General features: G+C 61.8%; 22 protein-coding genes. 3 read left to right on the forward strand and 19 right to left on the reverse strand.

Annotation, left to right across the window (positions count from 1 at the left end):
* Positions 1 to 242: 242 nt before the first annotated feature.
* Genes thiO through ACODSJ_RS23550 form a run of 7 tightly spaced genes read right to left on the reverse strand, consistent with a single transcriptional unit; the run spans position 243 to position 7,033 of the window.
* The gene (gene thiO, locus ACODSJ_RS23520) at positions 243 to 1,343 is read right to left on the reverse strand and encodes a glycine oxidase ThiO (protein ID WP_489104026.1); all 1,101 of its coding nucleotides are present in this window, start codon (positions 1,341 to 1,343) and stop codon (positions 243 to 245) included.
* Positions 1,344 to 1,396: 53 nt separating this feature from the next.
* The gene (locus ACODSJ_RS23525) at positions 1,397 to 1,798 is read right to left on the reverse strand and encodes a type IV pilin protein (protein ID WP_489104027.1); all 402 of its coding nucleotides are present in this window, start codon (positions 1,796 to 1,798) and stop codon (positions 1,397 to 1,399) included.
* Positions 1,799 to 1,808: 10 nt separating this feature from the next.
* Complete coding sequence (locus ACODSJ_RS23530; RefSeq protein WP_489104028.1) at positions 1,809 to 4,919, reverse strand: pilus assembly protein; 3,111 nt, start codon at positions 4,917 to 4,919, stop codon at positions 1,809 to 1,811.
* The gene (locus ACODSJ_RS23535; protein WP_489104029.1) at positions 4,906 to 5,382 is read right to left on the reverse strand and encodes a pilus assembly PilX family protein; all 477 of its coding nucleotides are present in this window, start codon (positions 5,380 to 5,382) and stop codon (positions 4,906 to 4,908) included. Before ACODSJ_RS23535 ends, ACODSJ_RS23530 begins: the two co-directional genes overlap by 14 nt.
* 12 nt (positions 5,383 to 5,394) lie before the next feature.
* Positions 5,395 to 6,108: a PilW family protein gene (locus tag ACODSJ_RS23540; RefSeq protein ID WP_489104030.1), complete on the reverse strand. Its 714-nt coding sequence runs from the start codon at positions 6,106 to 6,108 to the stop codon at positions 5,395 to 5,397.
* The gene (gene pilV / locus ACODSJ_RS23545) at positions 6,105 to 6,563 is read right to left on the reverse strand and encodes a type IV pilus modification protein PilV (RefSeq protein ID WP_489104031.1); all 459 of its coding nucleotides are present in this window, start codon (positions 6,561 to 6,563) and stop codon (positions 6,105 to 6,107) included. The genes ACODSJ_RS23540 and pilV overlap by 4 nt, the downstream gene beginning before the upstream one ends.
* Positions 6,560 to 7,033, reverse strand: coding sequence for a GspH/FimT family pseudopilin (locus ACODSJ_RS23550; protein ID WP_489104032.1), 474 nt, complete (start codon positions 7,031 to 7,033; stop codon positions 6,560 to 6,562). Before ACODSJ_RS23550 ends, pilV begins: the two co-directional genes overlap by 4 nt.
* 115 nt (positions 7,034 to 7,148) lie before the next feature.
* Between ACODSJ_RS23550 and ACODSJ_RS23555 the strand changes: the two genes are divergently transcribed.
* Positions 7,149 to 7,688 (forward strand): GspH/FimT family pseudopilin, encoded by a 540-nt coding sequence (locus ACODSJ_RS23555; RefSeq protein ID WP_489104033.1) that lies wholly within the window; start codon positions 7,149 to 7,151, stop codon positions 7,686 to 7,688.
* Here ACODSJ_RS23555 and ispH read toward each other — a convergent pair.
* From ispH to murJ, 6 genes are all read right to left on the reverse strand, one after another.
* Positions 7,642 to 8,589 carry a 4-hydroxy-3-methylbut-2-enyl diphosphate reductase gene (ispH, locus tag ACODSJ_RS23560; protein ID WP_489104034.1) on the reverse strand — a complete coding sequence of 316 codons (948 nt, stop codon included), beginning with the start codon at positions 8,587 to 8,589 and terminating at the stop codon, positions 7,642 to 7,644. The genes ACODSJ_RS23555 and ispH overlap by 47 nt on opposite strands.
* Positions 8,590 to 8,779: 190 nt before the next feature.
* Entirely contained in the window at positions 8,780 to 9,217 is a 438-nt protein-coding gene (fkpB, locus tag ACODSJ_RS23565) for an FKBP-type peptidyl-prolyl cis-trans isomerase (protein WP_489104035.1), read from the reverse strand.
* Positions 9,210 to 9,734: a signal peptidase II gene (lspA, locus tag ACODSJ_RS23570; protein ID WP_489104036.1), complete on the reverse strand. Its 525-nt coding sequence runs from the start codon at positions 9,732 to 9,734 to the stop codon at positions 9,210 to 9,212. Before lspA ends, fkpB begins: the two co-directional genes overlap by 8 nt.
* The gene (gene ileS / locus ACODSJ_RS23575; RefSeq protein WP_489104037.1) at positions 9,727 to 12,558 is read right to left on the reverse strand and encodes an isoleucine--tRNA ligase; all 2,832 of its coding nucleotides are present in this window, start codon (positions 12,556 to 12,558) and stop codon (positions 9,727 to 9,729) included. The genes lspA and ileS overlap by 8 nt, the downstream gene beginning before the upstream one ends.
* Positions 12,559 to 12,571: 13 nt before the next feature.
* Entirely contained in the window at positions 12,572 to 13,510 is a 939-nt protein-coding gene (ribF, locus tag ACODSJ_RS23580) for a bifunctional riboflavin kinase/FAD synthetase (protein WP_489104038.1), read from the reverse strand.
* A 129-nt stretch (positions 13,511 to 13,639) separates the two neighbouring features.
* Positions 13,640 to 15,178 carry a murein biosynthesis integral membrane protein MurJ gene (gene murJ, locus ACODSJ_RS23585; RefSeq protein ID WP_489104039.1) on the reverse strand — a complete coding sequence of 513 codons (1,539 nt, stop codon included), beginning with the start codon at positions 15,176 to 15,178 and terminating at the stop codon, positions 13,640 to 13,642.
* Positions 15,179 to 15,431: 253 nt separating this feature from the next.
* Between murJ and rpsT the strand changes: the two genes are divergently transcribed.
* Complete coding sequence (rpsT, locus tag ACODSJ_RS23590; protein WP_007970922.1) at positions 15,432 to 15,710, forward strand: 30S ribosomal protein S20; 279 nt, start codon at positions 15,432 to 15,434, stop codon at positions 15,708 to 15,710.
* 220 nt (positions 15,711 to 15,930) lie between these two features.
* Here the strand turns inward: rpsT and ACODSJ_RS23595 are convergent, their stop codons facing one another.
* The 6 genes from ACODSJ_RS23595 to rplU all read right to left on the reverse strand — a co-directional run bounded on the left by ACODSJ_RS23595 (position 15,931) and on the right by rplU (position 20,916).
* A complete protein-coding gene (locus ACODSJ_RS23595; protein WP_489104040.1) occupies positions 15,931 to 16,521 on the reverse strand; it encodes a toxin-antitoxin system YwqK family antitoxin in 591 nt (196 codons plus the stop codon).
* Between the two features lie 524 nt (positions 16,522 to 17,045).
* The gene (locus tag ACODSJ_RS23600) at positions 17,046 to 17,501 is read right to left on the reverse strand and encodes a CreA family protein (RefSeq protein WP_135847245.1); all 456 of its coding nucleotides are present in this window, start codon (positions 17,499 to 17,501) and stop codon (positions 17,046 to 17,048) included.
* A gap of 9 nt (positions 17,502 to 17,510) precedes the next feature.
* A complete protein-coding gene (gene proB, locus ACODSJ_RS23605) occupies positions 17,511 to 18,629 on the reverse strand; it encodes a glutamate 5-kinase (RefSeq protein ID WP_489104042.1) in 1,119 nt (372 codons plus the stop codon).
* 264 nt (positions 18,630 to 18,893) lie between these two features.
* A complete protein-coding gene (gene cgtA / locus ACODSJ_RS23610) occupies positions 18,894 to 20,117 on the reverse strand; it encodes an Obg family GTPase CgtA (protein ID WP_489104041.1) in 1,224 nt (407 codons plus the stop codon).
* A 191-nt stretch (positions 20,118 to 20,308) separates the two neighbouring features.
* Positions 20,309 to 20,566 (reverse strand): 50S ribosomal protein L27, encoded by a 258-nt coding sequence (rpmA, locus tag ACODSJ_RS23615; protein WP_016773121.1) that lies wholly within the window; start codon positions 20,564 to 20,566, stop codon positions 20,309 to 20,311.
* Positions 20,567 to 20,601: 35 nt separating this feature from the next.
* Entirely contained in the window at positions 20,602 to 20,916 is a 315-nt protein-coding gene (rplU, locus tag ACODSJ_RS23620) for a 50S ribosomal protein L21 (RefSeq protein WP_003176051.1), read from the reverse strand.
* 251 nt (positions 20,917 to 21,167) lie between these two features.
* Between rplU and ACODSJ_RS23625 the strand changes: the two genes are divergently transcribed.
* On the forward strand, positions 21,168 to 22,136 hold the full coding sequence (locus tag ACODSJ_RS23625; RefSeq protein WP_260962907.1) for a polyprenyl synthetase family protein: 969 nt from the start codon (positions 21,168 to 21,170) through the stop codon (positions 22,134 to 22,136).
* Positions 22,137 to 22,167: the final 31 nt, after the last annotated feature.

Raw genomic sequence — 22,167 nt, forward strand, 5'->3', positions numbered from 1 at the left:
TGGCCCTTCGCGGCGGGCCCACGGAGCAATGCCGGAGTGAGGGAACACCGAGCCTTGGCGAGGTGTCCAGTGGTGGGGCAAAGCGTTTTTGGTTACTTTTGCCTGGGCCGGCATTCCGGCTTCTCAAAAAGTGACCCGCCGTAAGGGCGGCCCCCTAAGCCGCCGTGACCGCAGTAACGGATATGTACTCAGCCCACAAAACCCCAGGCCGCCTCGTCACCAAACCAACCCCAAATCCGGCCTTACAACCGCCCCACTGGCGAATAAGGCGCCGGATCAATCACCGGCTCCCGTCCCAACATCAAATCCGCAAACAACTGACACGAAGCCGGCGCCAACACCAACCCATTACGGTAGTGCCCACAGTTCAACCACAACCCCGCAACCCCCGGCACTTCGCCGATGTAGGGAATCCCCTCCGGCGATCCAGGCCGCAGCCCAGCCCAATGGCCCACTACTTCGGCATCCGCCAGCGCGGGAATCAGTTGCTCGGCCGATGCCTTCAGGCTTTGCAGCGCCGTATCGGTCGGTGTCTTGTCGAAGCCGTCACGCTCCAGCGTGCTGCCGACCAGGATGTGCCCGTCGCGACGTGGAATGGCATAGCGCCCCTTGGCCAGGACCATACTCGACAGGAAATCCGAGGCGCACTTGTACAGGATCATCTGGCCCTTGACCGGTTCGACCGGCAGGTTCAGGCCCAACGACTTGAGCAATTCACCGCTCCAGGCCCCTGCGGCCAGCACCACTTGATCGCCCCGGATGTCTCCCGCGGAGCTGGTCACGCCTACCACGCGTTCATCCACACGAATGAAACCGCTGACTTCACAGTGTTCATGAAGCGTGACATTGGGCAGCGCCAACAACGCCGCCCGGAGGGATTTCACCAGGCGCGGATTGCGTACGTTGGCTACGTCGGGCATGTAGATCGCCCGGGAATAACTCGACCCCAGCGCCGGCACGGCGTCACGGACCGCGCTGATGTCCACCGCCTGCATCGGTCGCCCTTCGCTCTCGGCCCAGGCCAGCGCCTGCGCCTGGTCGTCCAGGTCCAGCCAGTACAGGCCAGTGACATACACTTGCGGGTCGATCCCGGTCGCGGCGAGCAAGCGCTGGCCCAGCTGTGGATAAAAGTCCTGCGACCAATGGGCCAGCGCGGTGATCGCCGGGCTATAGCGCCAAGGGTACAGCGGTGAAACGATACCGCCGCCGGCCCAGGAGGCTTCCGAGCCCACGCCGGAGCGGTCCAGCAGCACCACACGCTGTCCTTCGGACGCGAGATTGAACGCGGTCAGCAGGCCAATGACTCCGCCGCCGACAATCACCACTTGCTGTTGCCTGGTCATGTTCTGATTCAACTCATAAGACAGGGGTGCAAGAAAGCACCCGAATAAAAAACTCAGCGGCCCCAGCAATCCTTGGTGGTTAGCCCGGCAGCAGCGTTATCCATGGTCCGTACACCTGTGTTGGTGATCTTAAAATCCCCACATTTGTCCGTTGCCATGGATGAGCCACTCTTGCGCACGGCGGTCAGGATGAAGCTCTGGTCCGTCGGTGTCAGGGTAATGTTGTAGTAAGCGTTACCGCTGCTCAGCCCGGTGGCGTTGGTGTAGACGTTATTCTTCGAGTAGTAGCGTTCGAGAATCTGCACCTGCTCCGACAGCAGCCCCGCAATTTCGGCGCGTCGGCCCTTCTTCATGTATTCGGTCAGGCTTGGATAGCCGATGGTGATCACGATACCGATGATCGCGATCACGATCATGATTTCGATCAAGGTGAAGCCCCGGTTGGATCTGCGCATGCCTTGCCTCTCATTGTATTTGCCGCCACATGATGCGGCGGCTGCCGCCGACGACGGTTTTGCCCAGCAGGTTGGTGATGCCGCCGCCCGAGTCGTTGACCACCATGTTGGTGGCCCCGTTGGCATTGACGACGGCGCTCAAGGTCGGGATACCGCCCGTGAAGACCACCCCGGCAGAGATCGTGTCAGCGCTGGTGAGTGAACCGTCGCCATTGGTATCGAGCACCGCGTAATTGAGCATCTTACCGCTGAACGCATCCACTTCGATCAGTTTGCCAGTACCGAAGCTGGCGCACGGATCGGTGGTGTCCACCGCCGCCGTGGTAAAGACCACGCGCCCAAGCACCAGGTTGGCCGGGTTGATCACCCGCTCCCCGGTCAATGCGTTGTTGTACACCAAGGGCAGGTACCAGCCCTTTTTCGCCGGGTAGGTCACGTCGGTCTGGCTGGTGGTCACGAACTGCCCCGTACTGCCGGAGAATACGCCGGTGATCGACTGGGCTTGCAGGCTCGACACGGTGATTTGCCCCGCGCCGCCGACGGCATCCCAGATCGAATAGAACGCTTGCAGGTCCTTGGTGAGTTTGTCCGTCGTCTCGTTGAATTTGCCGGTGCCGAAGAAGACCTGAGTGCCGCCCTGGGGATTGTCAGCCAGCAGAGGCTGCACGGTAATCGGCTGGGTCGCCCCACCTGGGGCGGTGAACAAGGGTTGGCCGGCAAACGCCAGGCTCCAAGCAGTCGGTGAGGTACCGCTGAGGTCGAACTTCCACATCCGCCCCTTCAAGTCGCCACCGTAGGCCGTCTGCACCACGTTCTGCGAGTTCACCCTGAGCTTGACCGACGACAGGCCGTTACCCGTCTCGCTGCTGTTGACGACGACCTTCCTGATCAGCGAGCCGTCGCGGATATCCACCACGTACAGCGCCGCCACGCCGCTGTTGCTGCCGTAGCCATTGGCGATGAAGGCGGCCCAGCGACCGTCCGCCAGGCGGGCGACTTCGGGTCGGGCATAGGCATAGCCCAGGTCGTTGAAGTTGTTGGCCGTGTTGGCAACCGTTGGCGCGCTGATTTCCCACAAGGCCCGCAGGGTATTGCCCGCCGCCGCATCGTACAACTGCACCGCATAAAAGGCCTTGCCCCCTGCCCCGGTCCCGCCCAGGGCCACGGTTTTCCAGGCGCTGCCCGATTGCACATCGAACACGCCGACCTGCCCGTCCACCAGGAACTGATGGCTCGTGCCGTTGACGTAGTTGACGTCGGCGATCTCCTGCAACGAGGGCAATACGCTCGACGGCATGTAGGCGTAACGCCGCGTCCCGTTGGCGCTGTTGATGACGCTGAAGAAGCCGTCGTTGGCGTTCACCACCAGGCTGGCCGTCATGCCTGTCGCCTTGGTCGCCAGGTAGGTGCTGTAGCTGGTGTCGTTCAACAGGTCCGAGGCGGTCTGGTCGTTGGGCGATGCCAGCACCAGCGGCGAGTTGATGATGTCTCCCAGCAGCGCCGTGCGCACCTTCAGGCCGGTCTTGTTGACGCCCTTGCTCCACTCCACCAGGTCGTTGCCGGTGATCCCGATGGGCAGGTTCTGGTTGAGGCTGGTTTGCTGGGTCGCCGAGAAGTTGCCATAGGCCAGGGTCACCGGCGCGTTGGTCGCGGTGTTCCAGGACTGATAGATCGGCGCCGTGGCGCTGGGCACGATGGCGGTGTCGGTGGTCCATTGGAGCGCTGCGGGGTTGACTGCGCCGGACGCGCTGAAACCGAACGCCCGGACGATGCCGCGCCAATCCTTGGGGTCATAGGTAGTCTGGTAGAAACTGGAACTGCTGGACAGCGTCGCACCGTTGGAGGAGCCAGCCCCTCCCGAGCCGGCCTTGGAGGTGATGTCGCTCAAGGCCGACGACAGGGCCGAGCTCAAGCCGTCGCTGTCACTCGCCTGGTAATACGTCCCCGCGCCATAGCGGGCGGCGTCGGACAGCATCTGGTTGGTGGCGGTAAAACCCACGGTGTAGGTGTTTAGGTACTGCCGGGGAAAGTCCACGGCGTTCCAGCTCTTGCCCGTGGCATCGGTCCCGGTGGAGCGCATGTCGATGTCGAAGGCGAACTTGGCGATGTCGTCCAGGTAAAGCGTGTCACCTTCGCCATCCCCACTGGGATTGTCGCCATCGTTGCTGCTGATGCCGTCCCAGTTCGGCAGACGCGAGCCCCCCTGAGGATCGTCACTGGGGAAGGTCCGGTCATAGGTAGGGAAACCGTCGGTGATCACCACGCCGAAATTCTTCTGGCAACGGTACTGGATCGGGCTGGTATAGGTGCTTGGCGTGCTGTTGTAGTACGGCGCCATGCCCCTGAAATAACGGGTGACCTCGTAGTAGCTCTCGGCCAACGGCGTGTTGGCGATGGCACCCAAGCCATTGATGGCGTTGATCAGGGCGTTGTAGTTACTGTCAGCCTGGCTCTGGGTGACGCTGCCACTGACGGGCGAAAGGTCGCTGACGGCCCGGGCAATGTAGCCGCCCGGGCCGGAGGTGGTGTTGTTGGGTGGGTTGAAGGTAGCGAGGCCGATGCGCAAGGCGCGGTTATTGGTCACCAGGTCGGTGGAGACATCCCGGGCCACGTTGATCCGGTAGTCATTGGGGATCGTGCCGGTGGTGAAGTCCCTGCTGAGACCGTTGGCCTGGGTTAGCAGGTAAGACAGGTATTTGGTTGTATAGCGGGTGCCCTCGCCCCCCACTGGATCCGGTAGCCGTAGACAGACCTGCCCTACGTTGGATCGATAGAAACCGTACCAGCCCCCAGCCTTCGAACAGCCTCCACGGGACAGGCTCGACAGCGAGACATTGCCATCTTCCATGTCCAGCCATGTTCTGCCGTTGCAGTTGTTCTCTGAGTTGCAACTGGCGATCTCCTGCTGCGCCACCGTCGGATCAAACCCCGCCGCCCAGATAATGTTGCTCATGCTCCCCGAATCATCGATCAGCAACATCACGTTGGGCGTGACGGCGGCCGCACTGAGCAACGGTGAATCCGAGGGCGTGAATGCGTAGGCCGGGGCCGCCAGGTACAGGCTGAGCAAGGCCCCGCACAGCGCCCGCCACGCGGCCCGTAGCCCCTTAATATTTGGCATAGATGCTCTCCAGCACGCTGCGCTGGTTGTTCCCCACCACAGCCACTGCAGTGATCCGGTACAGCGTCGCCGACGTATTGACCGGCACATTGACCGCCGTCAGCGTTGCGCCGAGGTTCTGCACACCGTAGAACCCGCCAGGAACCGCCACCCAGGTCACCCCCGACCCGCCGCGCCCGGCCAACGTGAGGGTCGCCGACTCGGCCGGTGGCGCACATTCGGTGGCGCCGCTACAGACCGGCAACGAATAGCTCGCGGCCTGCACCGCGTTCTCGCCCATCCTCAGCGCCGCCTCGGCCTGCTGGAAAGACTGGTTGCGCAGCATGACGCTGCTGGTCATTTTTTCCTGGAGCGTGGCACTTTGCATCGATGACAGGCCAATCAAGGTCAAAAGCAGCAGGAAGACGAGACTGACCAGCAGTGCCATGCCGCGCTGGCGATATTGGACGGGCGTTGGGTTCATCAGTCGCCCCCCTCACAAGAGCCGGTTGCGCAAGGCGGCAACCACGTTGAAGGTTTGCTCGCGCACGTTGTTCTTTGGATCGAACAGCGTCAGCGTCAGGCGCACGCTGCGGATCGTGGCCGGGTCGGTCGGGTTGCTGGTGTAGGCGGACGCGGCCACGTCCGTCGCACTGGCGGCCACGCCGAAGGTCACGTTGAATGTCCTGACGTTGTCGACCAGTACCGACAAGGGCGGATTGCCAACACCTGCCCCCATCGACAACTGGTTGTTGGCGAAGCTGTAGACCAGCCGCCGTATCGGAAATGCCATTTGCCCGGCTGCCGGGGCCCGCACCCCGGTGTAGGCGGTGGCGGTGTTGCGGCAATCGGAGACCACCGTCCAGACCGGTGTGCTGCCACCGGTGCCCACGTCCGTGGTCACCAGGGTCAGTTTCTGGGTGGCGTTGTCCCAACGGATCGGCGTCATCTGGCTGGCATTGAAATCCCCTGCCGAAGACGCGTCGGTAATGCTCCCCAGGCAACCGAACATGCCCACCATGCGAATCTCCTGGACCATTTTGCTCAAGGCGAACCGCGCGTCCTCCTGCATCACCGCCGCCGCATTCTGGCTGATGTAGGTATTCTTGGCCGCAATGAAGATCTGCACGACGCCCAGCACGACGACCAGGCTGAGCACCAACGCAATCATCAACTCGATAAGGCCGAATCCTCGGCTATGCCTGTTCATGGCCCCGCCACCGGATCGACGGCAGCACGGCTGGTCAGCACGAAGCTGCGCCGCGCGTCGGCCGTGTTGGTGGTGTTGGCCGCCCGGGCGTCATCCCAGGAAATGGTGATGGTGTAGACCCGCTGGTTCAGCGCAACGGTGCCGGTGGCCGTGGCACCGCCGAAGGCAATGATATTGGTCTTGAAGTCGTAAAGGTCCTGGTCCCGCGCCACGCTGAGGTTGGGTGAACTGGGTGGGGTAATGGTGTAGTCCGCGCCGGAATTGGCGCGAATACGGTCCAGCAGGTCATAGGCAATGAAGCTCGCCTGGCTGGTCATGCGTGAACTGTCGGTGTACTTGAGCGCATTGAGCTGGATCATCGCCGCGCCCAGCAAGCCCACGCCCAGGATCAGCACCGCCACCAGCACCTCGATCAGCGTCATGCCCTCCTGAGCCTTTCTCCTGCAATCCTTCATCCGCAACTTCCACCCAATACGATTCGTCCATTGAGGCAAACATTCAGAGTCCTGCTCTGCGCCCCTCGTACATAACTGAAACTCACCGGCGTGCTCAGTGACGCCAAGCCACCCAGGCTGTTGAAATCGATGTTGGTCACCCCTGAGGTTAGCGTCAGAGTCGCACCGCTGCTCATCGCTGGAACAACCCGCAATACATTGGGGGACGAGCCGGGGCTGTCAAACACCGTCAATTCCGTGCTCCAGGCGCCGCCCTGAACCGTGGGGCGAACTCGCGTGGTGATGCCTCGGTCGATCGCTTCCATCCGGGCAAAGTTCAGCGCCCGACGCAAATCACCGATCTCGGTGTCCGCCCGGGTGCTCTGCACCACGCCGGTAAACGCAGGGACGGCCAGGGTGATCAGAATCAGCAGCACCCCAAGGGCCACCATCACCTCGATCAGCGTGAAACCTTTTGTACGAAGATCCATCGATGTCCTCCGACGCCGTCGGCTATACCTGCTTTCTACACGCTAGAACAAACCACTGCCTGTGGCGAGGGAGCAAGCTCCCTCGCCACAACACGCTCTCCAGGGAGGAGACGTCATGCACCAACAAGGGCTCAGCCTGATCGAGCTGCTCATGGGACTGGCGATTGCTGCGATTGTTCTGTCGTGGATCGGCACAGGCTACAAAGAGATGGTCGAGGCCAACCAGCGCAAGGATGCCGCCCAGTCGCTGGCCGTCGGCCTGCGCAGTGCGCGCAGCGAAGCCATTATTCGCAACCGGACGGTGGTCATCGGGGGAATCGACAACGATTGGGGTCGAGGCTGGCAAATCACGCTGGACGACAAGCAGAAGACCTTGCTGATGGAGCGCAGTGGCCAGGCCCGGGTCATTGGCAATCAGCCCGTGAGGCGTTCGGTAAGTTTCAATGGCCTGGGGGAAGCGCTACTGCCCAACGGCGGCTTCCGAGCCGGCACGCTACACGTCTGCGCCAGGCACGGACCGATCAGCCACCATCAGGTGGTGCTGGCGCCCAGCGGGCGGATCAGCCTGCGCAGCGAGAAAGCCGAGCAGGCCGTGTGCAAACAAAAGCCTAAGGCACAGAACGAACGCGCAGCTCTTTCGGCATCGAGAACGTGATGTTCTCCTCGCGCCCGGCCAACTCATCGGCACCGGTTGCGCCCCAGGCATGCAGCTGCTGGATGACACCGCGCACCAGCACTTCAGGTGCGGAAGCGCCGGCGGTGATACCGATGCGCTCGACGCCATCGAACCAATGGCGTTGCAGGTCTTCGGCACCGTCGATCAGGTACGCCGGGGTGGACATGCGCTCGGCCAGCTCGCGCAGGCGGTTGGAATTGGAACTGTTCGGGCTGCCGACAACCAGCACCACATCGCATTCATCGGCCAATTGCTTGACCGCGTCCTGACGGTTCTGGGTGGCGTAGCAGATGTCGTCCTTGCGCGGGCCGCCGATGGCCGGGAAACGGGCGCGCAGGGCATCGATCACTCGGCTGGTGTCGTCCATGGACAAGGTCGTCTGGGTGACAAACGCCAGGCTCTCGGGGTTGCGTACCTGCAAGGCGGCCACGTCGTCCTCATCCTCGACCAGGTAGATGGCGCCGCCATTGCTGGCGTCGTATTGGCCCATGGTGCCTTCGACTTCCGGATGGCCCTCATGGCCGATCAGGATGCATTCGCGGCCATCACGGCTGTAGCGCGCCACTTCGATGTGCACCTTGGTCACCAGCGGGCATGTGGCGTCGAACACCTTCAGGCCCCGACCGGCCGCTTCGCTGCGGACCGCCTGGGAAACCCCGTGGGCGCTGAAGATCACGATGACGTCGTCCGGCACCTGGTCCAGCTCCTCGACGAAAATGGCCCCGCGGCTGCGCAGGTCCTCGACGACGAATTTGTTATGGACGACTTCGTGGCGCACGTAGATAGGCGGACCGAAGACTTCCAGGGCGCGGTTGACGATTTCGATCGCCCGGTCCACACCGGCGCAGAAGCCACGGGGGTTGGCGAGTTTGATTTGCATGCTGTGCCTCGTGTCTTGCGCAAGAATTGAACACTTGCCAGAACAATTGATATCTCATGTGCCAGCAAACCTGTGGGAGCAAAGCTTGCTCGCGATGCAAGCGACACGGTCTAACTTCAAGACCCTGCCATCGTTCATCGCGAGCAAGCTTTGCTCCCACAGGCTCGCCCCACAGCCACTCGAGTGGCGCTTAAACCGCCTTGACGTCGAGGATTTCCACTTCGAAGTTCAAGGTCTTGCCCGCCAGCGGGTGGTTGAAGTCCACGGTGACCTGGGCATCGTCAAAGGCTTTCACTACGCCCGGCAGTTCGGTATTGGCCGCGTCGTTGAAGATCACCAGCAAGCCATGGGACAGCTCCATGTCCTGGAACTGGGAGCGTGGCATGGTCTGCACGTTTTGCGGGTTGGGCTGACCAAAGGCGTTTTCCGGCGCAACGATCACGGTGCGCTTGTCACCGGCCTTGAAGCCGAAGATCGCGGCTTCGAAGCCTGGCAGCAGGTTGCCGTCGCCGACCTTGAATACGGCCGGCTCCTTGTCGAAGGTGCTGTCGACGGTGTCACCGTTTTCCAGGTGCAGGGCGAAGTGAAGCTTCACTTCAGTGTTTTGAGCGATACGCTGCTCAGTCATGGACGGCCTCTCCGGTTTTCTTACTCTTGAACATATCCAGGGCGAGCATCACAGCGCCCACGGTGATAGCGCTGTCGGCAAAGTTGAACGCCGGGAAATACCAGCGGTTCTGCCAATGCACCAGGATGAAATCGATGACGTGGCCCAGGGCGATACGGTCGTAGAGATTACCCAGCGCACCGCCCAGGACCAGTGTCAGCGCCACGGCCAGCCAGGTTTCGTCGCGCCCCAGACGCTTGAGCCAGACCACCAGCACGCCACTGACCACGATAGCGATCAGGGCGAACAGCCAGCGCTGCCACCCCGAGCTGTCGGCCAGGAAGCTGAACGCCGCGCCGGTGTTGTAGGCCAGGGTCCAGCTGAAGTAGTCGGGAATGACGACGATCTGCTGGTACATGGTCAGCGCGTGTTCGAAGTAGTACTTGCTGGCCTGGTCGATGACCAGTACCAGCACGCTCAACCAGAGCCAGCCCAACCGCCCGAAACGGCCCGCTGCATTAGGCGCCGCATTAGGCATAGTGGCGAACCTCGCCGCTGCCGCTGATGTTGTCGACGCAACGGCCGCAGATCTCCGGATGCTCCGGATTCACGCCGACGTCTTCGCGGCAGTGCCAGCAACGGGCGCACTTGACGAAGCTCGACTTGACCACCTTGAGCTTCAGGCCGGCCACTTCGGTGACCACCGCATCGGCCGGGGCCTGCGCCAACGGCGCGACGCTGGCGGTGGAGGTGATCAGCACGAAGCGCAGTTCGTTGCCCAGCTTGGCCAGGTCGGCGTCCAGGGCGTCTTCGGCGTAGAGGGTCACTTCGGCCTGCAGGTTGCCACCGACGGCCTTGGCCGCGCGCTGGATCTCCATTTCCTTGTTGACCGCCGCCTTGACCGCCATGACCCGATCCCAGTACGCGCGGTCCAGCTCGAAGCCTTCGGGCAATTCGCTCAGGCCTTCGTACCAGGTGTTGAGCATCACCGATTCGTTGCGCTCGCCCGGCAGGTACTGCCACAACTCGTCGGCGGTGAACGCCAGGATCGGCGCGATCCAGCGCACCAGCGCCTCGCTGATGTGGAACAGCGCGGTCTGGCACGAACGGCGTGCCTTGCTGTTGGCGCCGGTGGTGTACTGACGGTCCTTGATGATGTCGAGGTAGAAACCGCCCAGCTCCTGCACACAGAAGTTGTGGATCTTGGAGTAGACGTTCCAGAAGCGGTATTCGCCATAGTGCTCTTGCAACTCGCGTTGCAGCAACAGCGTACGGTCCACGGCCCAACGGTCCAGGGCGAGCATGTCCTCGGCTGGCAGCAGGTCGGTGGCCGGATTGAAGCCGGTCAGGTTGGAAAGCAGGAAGCGCGCGGTGTTACGGATGCGCCGGTAGGCGTCCGCGCTGCGCTGCAGGATCTGCTCGGACACGGCCATCTCGCCGGAATAGTCGGTGGACGCGACCCACAGGCGCATGATGTCGGCGCCCAGGGTGTCGTTGACTTTCTGCGGCGCGATCACGTTGCCCAGGGACTTGGACATCTTGCGGCCGGACTCATCGACGGTGAAGCCGTGGGTCAGCAACTCGCGGTACGGCGCGTGGTCGTCGATGGCGCAACCGGTCAGCAGCGAGGAGTGGAACCAGCCGCGGTGCTGGTCCGAACCTTCCAGGTACAGGTCGGCACGCGGGCCGGTCTCGTGGCCCATCGGGTGCGAGCCGCGCAGCACGTGCCAGTGGGTGGTGCCGGAGTCGAACCAGACGTCCAGGGTGTCGCTGATCTTGTCATACAGCGGCGCTTCGTCGCCCAACAGCTCGGCGGCGTCCAGCTTGAACCAGGCCTCGATGCCTTCGGCTTCGACGCGCTGGGCCACTTCTTCCATCAGCTCGACGGTGCGCGGGTGCAGCTCGCCGCTTTCCTTGTTCAGGAAGAACGGGATCGGCACGCCCCAGTTGCGCTGACGGGAAATGCACCAGTCCGGACGGTTGGCGATCATCGAGTGCAGGCGCGCCTGGCCCCAGGCCGGGACGAATTGGGTGTCCTCGATGGCCTTGAGCGAGCGCTGGCGCAGGGTGTCGCCAGCCGTCGGCTGCTTGTCCATGCCGATGAACCACTGCGCGGTGGCGCGGTAGATCAGTGGCGTCTTGTGGCGCCAACAGTGCATGTAGCTGTGTTCGATGACGGTGGTGTGCAGCAGCGCGCCGACTTCAGTCAGTTTGTCGACGATGGCCGGGTTGGCCTTGAAGATGAACTGGCCACCGAAAAACTCCAGGGACGGCGCGTACACGCCGTTACTTTGGACTGGATTGATGATGTCATCGTTGACGAGGCCGTATTTCTTGCAGATGACGAAGTCATCCACACCATAGGCAGGCGAGCAGTGAACGATGCCGGTACCAGCGCTCAGTTCGACGTAGTCAGCCAAATAGATTGGCGACAGGCGGTCATAGAACGGGTGACGGAAATTGATCAGTTCCAGCGCCGAACCTGGCGCGGTGGCCAGCACCGAACCTTCCACGCCATAGCGCGACAGGCAGGATTCCACCAGCTCTTCGGCCAGCACCAGCAGCTTGTCGCCGATATCGACCAGGGCGTAGTTGAATTCCGGGTGGACGTTCAGCGCCTGGTTGGCCGGGATGGTCCACGGGGTGGTGGTCCAGATCACGATGGCGGCCGGCTTGGCCAGCTTGCCCAGGCCGAAAGCGGCGGCGAGCTTGTCTTCATCGGCGATCGGGAAGGCCACGTCGATGGTCGAGGATTTCTTGTTCTCGTACTCCACTTCCGCCTCGGCCAGGGCCGAACCGCAATCGAAGCACCAGTTCACCGGCTTGAGGCCCTTGAACACGAAACCGCCCTCGACGATTTTCGCCAGGGCACGGATTTCACCGGCTTCGTTCGCAAAGTCCATGGTCTTGTACGGGTTGGCGAAGTCGCCCAGCACGCCGAGACGGATGAATTCGGACTTTTGCCCTTCGATCTGCTCGCTGGCGTAGGCCCGGCACAGTTCGCGGGTCTTGTCCGCGCCCAGGTTCTTGCCGTGGGTCACTTCCACCTTGTGCTCGATCGGCAGGCCGTGGCAGTCCCAGCCCGGGACATACGGCGCGTCAAAACCCGACAGGGTCTTGGAGCGGATGATCATGTCCTTGAGAATCTTGTTCAGCGCGTGACCGATGTGGATGGTGCCGTTGGCGTACGGAGGGCCGTCGTGCAGGACGAACTTCGGACGATCCTTGCCAATTTCGCGCAACTTTCCGTACAGGCCAATGCTGTCCCAACGCTGCAGAATCTGCGGTTCGCGCTGAGGCAGGCCGGCCTTCATTGGGAAGGCGGTGTCCGGAAGGTTAAGCGTGGCTTTATAGTCGGTCATTTAAGGCTCTTCATTAGCGATTGGCGCTGGTTGCGACAAGGGCACGGGCGGCGGCGATGTCGGCATGGATCGCCGTCTTGAGCGCCTCCAGGGAGGCAAAACGCTGCTCTTCACGCAGCTTTTGGTGGAAAACCACCGTCAAACGCCGGTCATACAGATCGCCGGCAAAATCCAGAATGTGTACTTCGAGGTGGGCCTTGCCATCCCCTTGGACCGTGGGCCGTACGCCGATGTTGGCGACACCGGGCCAGGTCTTGCCGTCGATCTCGACGCTCACCAGGAACACCCCGGTCAGCGGCACACGACGACGCTTGAGCTGCACGTTGGCGGTCGGCGTGCCCAATTGGCGCGCCAGCTTCTGCCCATGCAGGATCCGTCCGGCAATCCGGTACGGCCGGCCCAGCAACCGCTCGGCCAATTCGAAGTCGGCAGCCGCCAGGGCATTGCGGACCTGGGTGCTGCTGACGCGCAAACCGTCCATCTCGACGGTCTGCGCCGCTTCGACGGTGAAGCCCCGGGCGAGACCGGACTGTTGCAGGTAATCGAAATCCCCTGCCCGGTCGCAGCCGAAACGGAAATCGTCGCCCACTTCCAGATGCTTCACGTCCAGGCCGTCCACCAGGATGGTGTCGACGAACTCGGCAGCACTGAGCTGGCTCAGACGCTGGTTGAAAGCCAGGCACAGGACGCGGTCGACGCCTTCGGCGGCCAGCAGTTGCAGCTTGTCCCGCAACCGGGCCAGGCGGGCCGGTGCGGTGTCCGGGGCAAAGAATTCGCGAGGCTGCGGCTCGAAGATCACCACGCAACTGGGCAGGCCCAGCGCCAGCGCACGCTCGCGCAGCCGCGCCAGGATAGCCTGGTGGCCACGGTGAACACCGTCGAAGTTGCCAATAGTGGCGACACAGCCCCGATGCCGGGGACGCAGGTTGTGGAGGCCTCGAACCAGCTGCATAACGCGCTTCTTGCTCATAAAGTGGCCGATTATAACCACACCCGGCGGCCGACGACAGGCAACACCGTAACCCAAAGTGATCGAACCGACAAAACCACTGCCCGGCCCGGGTTTATCGAGGAGAAATCCTCAGTGCAACGCCTTGCGGTTGAAGTCGCGCAGACGGAAACCCATCAGCACCAGCATGCCAAAGTACGCCACCACACCCGCGACCACCAGCACGCCCAGGCGCAGGAAACGGCCCAGCATCTGCCCTTCGCCCCACGCCGGCATGAAATGCATCGCGCCCAACAGCACCGCCGACATCACCGCCACGGCCACCAGCAGCTTGAGACCGAACTTGCCCCAGCCCGGCAGCGGCTGATACATCTTCTGCTTGCGCAGCTGATAAAACAGCAGCCCGGCGTTGAGACACGCACCGGCGCTGATCGCCAGGGCCAGGCCGGCGTGGGCCAGGGGACCGATCAGCAGCAGGTTGAACAGCTGGGTCATTAGCAGGGTGAAAATGGCGATCTTGACCGGCGTGCGGATGTTCTGCTGGGCATAGAAGCCCGGCGCCAGCACCTTGATCAGGATGATCCCGAGCAACCCCACCGAATAGGCAATCAGCGCCCGCTGGGTCATCGCGGCATCGAACGCGCTGAACTGACCGTACTGGAACAGCGAAACCGTCAGCGGCTCGGCCAGGATCCCCAGCGCCAGTGCGCACGGCAACACCAGCACGAAGCACAGGCGCAGGCCCCAGTCGAGAATACGCGAATATTCCTGGCGATCCTGGCTGGCATAGGTCTTGGCCAGGGTCGGCAGCAGGATCGTCCCCAGGGCCACGCCGAGCACGCCGGAGGGCAGCTCCATCAAGCGATCGGCGTAGTACATCCACGACACCGAGCCAGCCACCAGGAACGAGGCAAAAATGGTGTTGATGATCAGGGATATCTGGCTCACCGACACCCCGAGGATCGCCGGCAGCATCTGCTTGAGCACCCGCCAGACGCCGCTGTCGCGAAGGTTCAGGCGTGGCAATACGAGCATGCCGATCTTTTTCAGGTGGGGCAGCTGGTACACCAACTGCGCCAGGCCGCCCACCAGCACCGCCCAACCGAGGGCCATCACTGGCGGATTGAAATACGGCGTCAGGAACACCGCGAACACGATCATGCTGACGTTGAGCAGGGTCGGCACGAAGGCCGGCACCGAAAAGCGGTTCCAGGTGTTGAGGATCGCCCCGGCCAGGGACGACAGGGAAATCAGCAATATATAGGGGAAGGTCACCCGCAGCAGGTCAGCGGTGAGCTGGAATTTTTCCGGGGTATCGGTGAAGCCCGGCGCCGTGGCCCAGATCACCCAAGGCGCGGCGAGCATGCCGGCGGCCGTGACAAGCGCCAGCACCAGGGTCAGCAAGCCGGTGACATAGGCAATGAACGTGCGAGTCGCCTCGTCACCCTTCTGGCTCTTGTATTCGGCCAGGATCGGCACGAAGGCCTGGGAGAATGCCCCTTCCGCGAAGATTCGCCGCAGCAGGTTAGGCAACTTGAAGGCGATGAAGAAGGCGTCGGTGGCCATCCCGGCGCCGAATATCCGCGCAAGCAGCGTATCGCGAACGAACCCCAGGATGCGCGAAAGCATCGTGATAGAGCTGACGGCGGCCAGCGATTTGAGCAGATTCATGAAAAGAGTTCTTGCCTGTCGATGAACAGCAGGCGAACAAGCGCCCACTTGTGCGATACTCCGCGCCGCTAAACAGCTCAGCGCCAAAGTCCGCGAGTTTACAGGTCGCACGCCGGAAAGAAATCATCCGGTGCGTTGTACCTGCCATTCAGCGGAACGCGTCACCCGCCCTTGACAAGACCTAAACTCATCGGCATGATTCGCGGCCTATTTTGTTTGCTATTTCCTAAAAAGTCTTTCGAGGAGCTCGACGGTGGCCAACTCACCTTCCGCCAAAAAACGTGCAAAACAGGCTGAGAAGCGTCGCAGCCACAACGCCAGCCTGCGTTCCATGGTTCGTACCTACATCAAGAATGTAGTCAAGGCCATTGACGCAAAAGACGCTGCCAAAGCACAAGCTGCTTACGTTCTGGCTGTGCCAGTTATCGACCGTATGGCCGATAAAGGCATCATCCACAAGAACAAGGCCGCTCGTCATAAGAGCCGCCTGAATGGCCACGTAAAGGCCCTGAACGTTGCCGCTGCTGCCTAAGCGACACGCTCATTAAAAAACCGACCTCAGGGTCGGTTTTTTATTGCCCGGGATTTGGGCGTGCCGTCCACGCTTCTGCACTCATCACAGTCCCATGTGGGAGCAGGTTTGCTCGCGAAAGCGGTGGGTCAGCTTGCGATGATGCTGACTGTACCGCCGCCTTCGCGAGCAAGCCCGCTCCCACATTTAGATCTGCAACGTCTCCAGCCTAACAGCCACGCTATTCACCGAAATTGACCTCTCGCGAACCGTGACGCCACGAGATATCCGAACGCAGCACGGCGCCGTCATCGCTGTAGGTCAACGCCCGACCTTCGACCTGGCCATTGGCATAGGTCGCCGAAAACGTGAGCTTGCCATTCGCCGCGTAGGTTTCTTTCAAGCCATCCAGCACACCCGCACGGTAATGCTCGACAAGCCGCAACACACCCGCCGCGTCCACTTCCCGCAACTCGCCATGCATCTTGTCAGCGACGAAATCCACGGTCTGGACCCCACCGCCCGCGACAGTCAGCTTCCACGGACCCTCCCGGACACTTTGCACGTAACGCCCCTCACCCCAAGGCATCTTCCAGTTACCGCGCTGCATTCCCGCCACGAAGTTACCGCGCTGGACCACCTCACCGTCACGCACGCACTCGGAAGGCCCATCAAAATCACCGTGCTTGTAGGTATCGAAGCCTGAAATCTGCCCCTCTTCATCGTGCGCCTCGATCGTCCAACGCCCCTCATAGAAGTCATCGACGATTGTGCCGCGGGAGACCGTGTCGCCATCGCTGACGACCCATGATCCCTGGCGCAATCCATTCACGTAGACTCCCGCGGACTCATTGCCGGACTCATCGAACTCCGTCCATTTGCCTGAGCGCTTGCCCTGGGCATACGAGCCGAGTGCCCAGAGCCGCCCATCCCCCAAGGCCGCCCACGCTCCATCCTCGGAGCCTTGGTACACCTTCGGGCTGGTTTCCCAGGCCATTCTGCTGACACGGTAGGCAGAACCGACATCGTCGTCCTGAGGCGCAACGCGCTCATAGGTCAGCGTGAGCCACCGCCCCGACAGAAACCGAACAACCCCATGCAAACAGCAGCAAAAACGAACGCATACGAATCCCTTCGCACCAAACGCACAACTTATTCATGGACATTAAAAAAGCGAGCCGATCGGCTAACAACCCGTCAGTTAAACCCTGTGGGAGCAAAGCTTGCTCGCGATAGCGGCAGATCAGCCAATGTCGCTGCCGACTGCCTTACCCCAATCGCGAGCAAGCTTTGCTCCCACAGGTGTGTGGCTTAACCGACGAGCACTAGCCGATCGGCTCGCTCGTCACGCGGTACTTAACGCCAAGGCAGGATCGGAATAGCCGTCACCGCATTTTGCGGGCTGCCCTCGATCACCCGGTCGCTGTAGACCAGGTACACCAGTGTATTGCGCTTCTTGTCGAGGAAACGCACCACTTGCATGGTCTTGAACACCAGCGAAGTGCGCTCGCGGAACACCTCTTCGCCGTCCTTGAGCTCACCCTTGAAGCTGATGGGGCCCACCTGACGGCAGGCAATGGAAGCCTCGGCACGGTCCTCGGCCAAACCCAGGCCACCCTTCACGCCACCGGTCTTGGCCCGCGAGAGGTAGCAGGTCACACCGTCGACCTTGGGATCATCGAACGCCTCGACGACGATCCGGTCGTTCGGCCCGACAAACTTGAACACCGTCGACACCTGGCCGATTTCTTCCGCCGAGGCCAGCAGCGGCAGCGCCAACAGCAGGCCGATCAATCCTTTTGCCAAACCCATGATTTTTCCTTAGACGAGAATCAGGTTGTCGCGGTGAACCAGCTCAGGCTCCGCCATGTAACCCAGCAAGCCAACAATCGCATCGGACGACTGACCGATGATTTTCTGCGCTTCCAGCGCGCTGTAGTTGGCCAGGCCACGGGCGATCTCGCGACCGTCCGGGGCCACGCACACCACCATCTCGCCACGCCGGAAACTGCCCTGGACCAGCTTCACACCCACCGGCAGCAGGCTCTTGTTGCCTTGGGACAGGGCCGACACCGCACCGGCATCCAATACCAGCGTGCCACGGGTTTGCAGGTGCCCGGCCAGCCACTGCTTGCGCGCCGCCAGCATGCCGCGTTCCGGCGAAAGCAAGGTGCCGATGCGCTCGCCCGCCTTCAAGCGATCGAGCACGCGCTCCAGCCGCCCACCGACAATGATCGTATGCGCGCCAGACCGCGCCGCCAGGCGTGCCGCCCGCAGCTTGGTCTGCATGCCGCCACGCCCCAGCGCACCGCCGGTGCCGCCGGCCACCGCATCCAGCGCCGGATCGTCGGCACGGGCTTCGTAGATCAGCTTGGCATCGGGGTTGTTGCGCGGATCGGCGTCGAACATGCCGTCGCGATCCGTGAGAATCACCAGCAGGTCCGCCTCCACCAGGTTGGCCACGAGTGCCGCCAGGGTGTCGTTATCGCCGAAACGGATCTCGTCGGTGACCACCGTGTCGTTCTCGTTGATCACCGGGATGACCTTGAGCTCCACCAGCGCCCGCAAGGTGCTGCGGGCATTGAGGTAGCGCTTGCGGTCGGACAGGTCATCATGGGTCAGCAGGATCTGCGCCGTATGGCGACCAAGCTCGGCAAAGCTCGACTCCCAAGCCTGCACCAGGCCCATCTGGCCGATGGCGGCGGCGGCCTGCAACTCGTGCATCGCGCTGGGTCGCGACGTCCAGCCCAAGCGGCTCATGCCGGCAGCCACAGCCCCCGAAGAGACCAGCACCAGCTCGACGCCAGCCTCATGCAAGGCCACCATCTGCTCGACCCACACCGCCATCGCCTGGCGATCCAGGCCCTTGCCATCCGCCGTCAGCAGTGCGCTGCCGATCTTCACGACCCAGCGCCGCGCACCCGTCACCTTGCTCCGCATCATCTTCAACCTTTGCCAGCGAACGGCGCGACCCAGCGCCGCCCATGGGATTATTCGTATTTGCGTTTTACAGATACCAAAACGCCGCTCGTATGAGCGGCGCCTTGGAAACCGGCTGGTTGCGATGATAACACCGCACCGAAAAGCTTGAACCTGCCTACCGCCCGCCAGCCAAGAATACTTGTGGAAGGGGCGATGCCTGTGAGAGCAAAGCTTGCTCCCACAGACCACTCACATAGGCAGTGACTTCAGCCGAGCAGCAGATCAGTCGCGAACGTAGATGATTTCCGGACCATCTTCGTCGTCCACATCTTCTTCGTCCCAATCGTCGTCACCGATGTCATGGACCGACTTCACGCCGCTGCGACGCAGGGCACGCTGGTCGTCCAGCGCCTGCAACTGGGCACGGGCTTCGTCTTCGATGCGCTGGTCGAGTTCAGCCAGCTCTTCCTTATAGGCCGGGTCATTGGCCAGGCGATCAGCGCGATCTTCCAGGTAGCGCATGATGTCGTGACTCAAGCGCTCGGTGCCTTCTTTGGCAATGGCCGAGATCACGTAGACCGGACCTTCCCACTCCAGGCGATCGACGATTTCCTTGACCCGCTCTTCATGCTCTTCTTCAAGGATCTGGTCGCATTTGTTCAGCACCAGCCAGCGATCACGCTCAGCCAGGGCCGGGCTGAACTTGGCCAGCTCGGTGACGATGACTTCAGCGGCATCGGCGGCGCTGCTGTCATCCAGCGGCGCCATGTCCACGAGGTGCAGCAACAAACGGGTACGCGCCAAATGCTTGAGGAAACGAATCCCCAGGCCGGCACCGTCGGAGGCCCCTTCGATCAACCCCGGGATGTCCGCGATGACGAAGCTCTTCCAGCGATCGACGCTGACCACGCCCAGGTTCGGCACCAGGGTGGTGAACGGATAATCGGCCACTTTCGGCTTTGCCGCCGACACCGAGCGAATGAAGGTGCTCTTACCGGCGTTCGGCAGACCCAGCAGGCCCACGTCGGCCAGCACTTTCATTTCCAGCTTCAGGTCACGCTGCTCACCCGGCTTGCCTGGAGTGGTCTGGCGTGGCGCGCGATTGGTACTGGATTTGAAACGGGTGTTACCCAGTCCATGCCAGCCGCCATGGGCCACCAGCAAACGCTGGCCCGGCTTGGTCAGATCACCGATCACTTCCTGGGTGGCGGAGTCGATCACCGTGGTGCCCACCGGCACTCGCAGGACCAGGTCTTCGCCTTTCTTGCCGGTGCAGTCGGTGCTACCGCCGTTGGAGCCACGCTCGGCATCGAAGTGCCGGGTATAGCGGTAGTCCACCAGGGTGTTGAGGTTTTCGTCGGCCATCATGAAGATCGAGCCGCCATCGCCGCCGTCGCCGCCGTTCGGACCACCGTTCTCAATGAATTTTTCCCGACGGAAACTCATGCAGCCATTGCCGCCATCGCCGGCCTTTACTCGAATCGATACTTCATCAACAAACTTCATGACACACGCCTCTCGCCATACGGACGAGCCGAAAAAAACAAGACATAAGACTCTTGCAAAAATGAGCGCAGCGACCCGTTAACACGCCCCAACCGCAGCGCAGACAGCCCATACAAACAGTTTTGCAAGAGACTCACCCCACAAACGAAAAAGCCCCGTCGCAAGACAGGGCTTTTCCAGCGGTCTCGCAATTAAGCTGCGATAACGCTTACGTAACGACGACCGAAGGCGCCTTTTACTTCGAACTTGATCACGCCTTCGATTTTAGCGAAGAGGGTGTGATCCTTGCCCATGCCAACGCCGTAGCCAGCGTGGAATTGGGTGCCGCGCTGACGCACGATGATGTTGCCAGCCTTGATAACCTGGCCGCCATACATCTTCACGCCAAGGCGTTTGGCTTCTGAGTCGCGACCGTTACGGGTACTACCACCAGCTTTTTTGTGTGCCATGAGTTCAATTCTCCTAGTGAGGAATTAGGCTGAAATTAAGCCTGAATACCGGTGATTTTGATCTCGGTGTACCACTGGCGGTGGCCCATACGCTTCATGTGGTGCTTACGACGACGGAACTTGATGATGCGGACTTTATCGTGACGACCTTGGGAGATCACTTCAGCCACAACGGTAGCGCCAGCAACGACTGGAGCGCCGATATTCACGTCATCGCCATTGGCGACCAACAGAACGCGATCAAAAGTAACGGATTCGCCGGTAGCGATTTCCAGTTTTTCGATCTTCAGGTATTCACCTGGGGCGACCTTGTATTGCTTGCCACCAGTAACGATTACTGCATACGACATGGTATTTCTCCGATAATCCTGCTCACCCAGCGCTTTATAAAAAGAGGTATTGGCTGGCATGGCTGCATGGGCTGGAAGGCCCGGATGCAATTGCGTAAGGCAGGTGCTGCCCAGGAAGTTTAGGGTGCGCGATTGTACGCAAGCTGATCGAGCTTGACAAGTAGCCGACCGAACCATCAAAGCATGTGCCTTGACACCTGAGGACGCGGGTCCTAGCATGCCGCGCAACCCTTCTGGAGCACCTGTCGCTGATGCAACCCCAAGCTTTCTACCGCGCGGTGGCGGACGATTTTAGCGCCGTCGACGGCATCATCAAGAAGCAGCTGACTTCCCGAGTGCCTCTGGTATCGAAAATCGGCGATTACATCACCTCGGCCGGCGGCAAGCGCCTGCGCCCGCTCCTGGTGCTCTTGTGTGGCAAGGCCCTGGGTCGCGAAGGCGACGACATGCGCCTGCTCGCCGCCACCATCGAATTCCTGCACACCGCGACCCTGCTGCATGACGACGTGGTCGACATGTCCGGCATGCGCCGTGGTCGCTCGACTGCCAACGCCATGTGGGGCAACGCCCCGAGCGTGCTGGTGGGCGATTTCCTGTATTCGCGCTCGTTCGAAATGATGGTCGAACTGGGCTCGATGCCGGTGATGAAGATCCTTTCCCAGGCCACCCGCATCATCGCCGAAGGCGAAGTCTTGCAGCTGTCCAAGGTGCGCGACGCCAGCACCACGGAAGAAACCTACATGGAAGTCATCCGCGGCAAGACCGCGATGCTCTTCGAAGCCTCGACCCACAGTGCCGCCGCCCTGGCCGGCGCCAGCGCCGAGCAGAGCGAAGCGCTGCGCACCTTCGGCGATCACCTGGGCGTGGCGTTCCAACTGGTGGACGACCTGCTGGACTACAAGGGCGACGCCGACACCTTGGGCAAGAACGTCGGTGACGACCTGGCCGAAGGCAAACCGACCCTGCCACTGATCTACACCATGCGCGAAGGCACGCCTGAACAGGCGGCCCTGGTGCGCCAGGCGATCCAGAAAGGCGGGATCGAAGACCTGGAAAGCATCCGTGCCGCGGTCGAAGCCTCCGGATCGCTGGAATACACCGCGCAACTGGCCCGGGACTACGTGGCCCGTGCGATCAAATGCCTGGACGCCCTGCCGGCCAGCGAATATCGCGATGCCTTGGTGGAACTGAGCGAGTTTGCGGTCGCCCGTACCCACTGATCCGAAGAGCTTTTTTGTGGTGTGGGTGCTT

It is taken from the genome of Pseudomonas sp. FG6 (genome assembly GCF_057809015.1).

Bases quoted from the DNA above. Each gene is read 5' to 3' on its own strand.
- thiO (WP_489104026.1), bottom strand. From the start codon at position 1,343: ATGACCAGGCAACAGCAAGTGGTGATTGTCGGCGGCGGAGTCATTGGC.
- ACODSJ_RS23525 (WP_489104027.1), bottom strand. From the start codon at position 1,798: ATGCGCAGATCCAACCGGGGCTTCACCTTGATCGAAATCATGATCGTG.
- ACODSJ_RS23530 (WP_489104028.1), bottom strand. From the start codon at position 4,919: ATGCCAAATATTAAGGGGCTACGGGCCGCGTGGCGGGCGCTGTGCGGG.
- ACODSJ_RS23535 (WP_489104029.1), bottom strand. From the start codon at position 5,382: ATGAACCCAACGCCCGTCCAATATCGCCAGCGCGGCATGGCACTGCTG.
- ACODSJ_RS23540 (WP_489104030.1), bottom strand. From the start codon at position 6,108: ATGAACAGGCATAGCCGAGGATTCGGCCTTATCGAGTTGATGATTGCG.
- pilV (WP_489104031.1), bottom strand. From the start codon at position 6,563: ATGAAGGATTGCAGGAGAAAGGCTCAGGAGGGCATGACGCTGATCGAG.
- ACODSJ_RS23550 (WP_489104032.1), bottom strand. From the start codon at position 7,033: ATGGATCTTCGTACAAAAGGTTTCACGCTGATCGAGGTGATGGTGGCC.
- ACODSJ_RS23555 (WP_489104033.1), top strand. From the start codon at position 7,149: ATGCACCAACAAGGGCTCAGCCTGATCGAGCTGCTCATGGGACTGGCG.
- ispH (WP_489104034.1), bottom strand. From the start codon at position 8,589: ATGCAAATCAAACTCGCCAACCCCCGTGGCTTCTGCGCCGGTGTGGAC.
- fkpB (WP_489104035.1), bottom strand. From the start codon at position 9,217: ATGACTGAGCAGCGTATCGCTCAAAACACTGAAGTGAAGCTTCACTTC.
- lspA (WP_489104036.1), bottom strand. From the start codon at position 9,734: ATGCCTAATGCGGCGCCTAATGCAGCGGGCCGTTTCGGGCGGTTGGGC.
- ileS (WP_489104037.1), bottom strand. From the start codon at position 12,558: ATGACCGACTATAAAGCCACGCTTAACCTTCCGGACACCGCCTTCCCA.
- ribF (WP_489104038.1), bottom strand. From the start codon at position 13,510: ATGCAGCTGGTTCGAGGCCTCCACAACCTGCGTCCCCGGCATCGGGGC.
- murJ (WP_489104039.1), bottom strand. From the start codon at position 15,178: ATGAATCTGCTCAAATCGCTGGCCGCCGTCAGCTCTATCACGATGCTT.
- ACODSJ_RS23600 (WP_135847245.1), bottom strand. From the start codon at position 17,501: ATGGGTTTGGCAAAAGGATTGATCGGCCTGCTGTTGGCGCTGCCGCTG.
- proB (WP_489104042.1), bottom strand. From the start codon at position 18,629: ATGCGGAGCAAGGTGACGGGTGCGCGGCGCTGGGTCGTGAAGATCGGC.
- cgtA (WP_489104041.1), bottom strand. From the start codon at position 20,117: ATGAAGTTTGTTGATGAAGTATCGATTCGAGTAAAGGCCGGCGATGGC.
- rpmA (WP_016773121.1), bottom strand. From the start codon at position 20,566: ATGGCACACAAAAAAGCTGGTGGTAGTACCCGTAACGGTCGCGACTCA.
- rplU (WP_003176051.1), bottom strand. From the start codon at position 20,916: ATGTCGTATGCAGTAATCGTTACTGGTGGCAAGCAATACAAGGTCGCC.
- ACODSJ_RS23625 (WP_260962907.1), top strand. From the start codon at position 21,168: ATGCAACCCCAAGCTTTCTACCGCGCGGTGGCGGACGATTTTAGCGCC.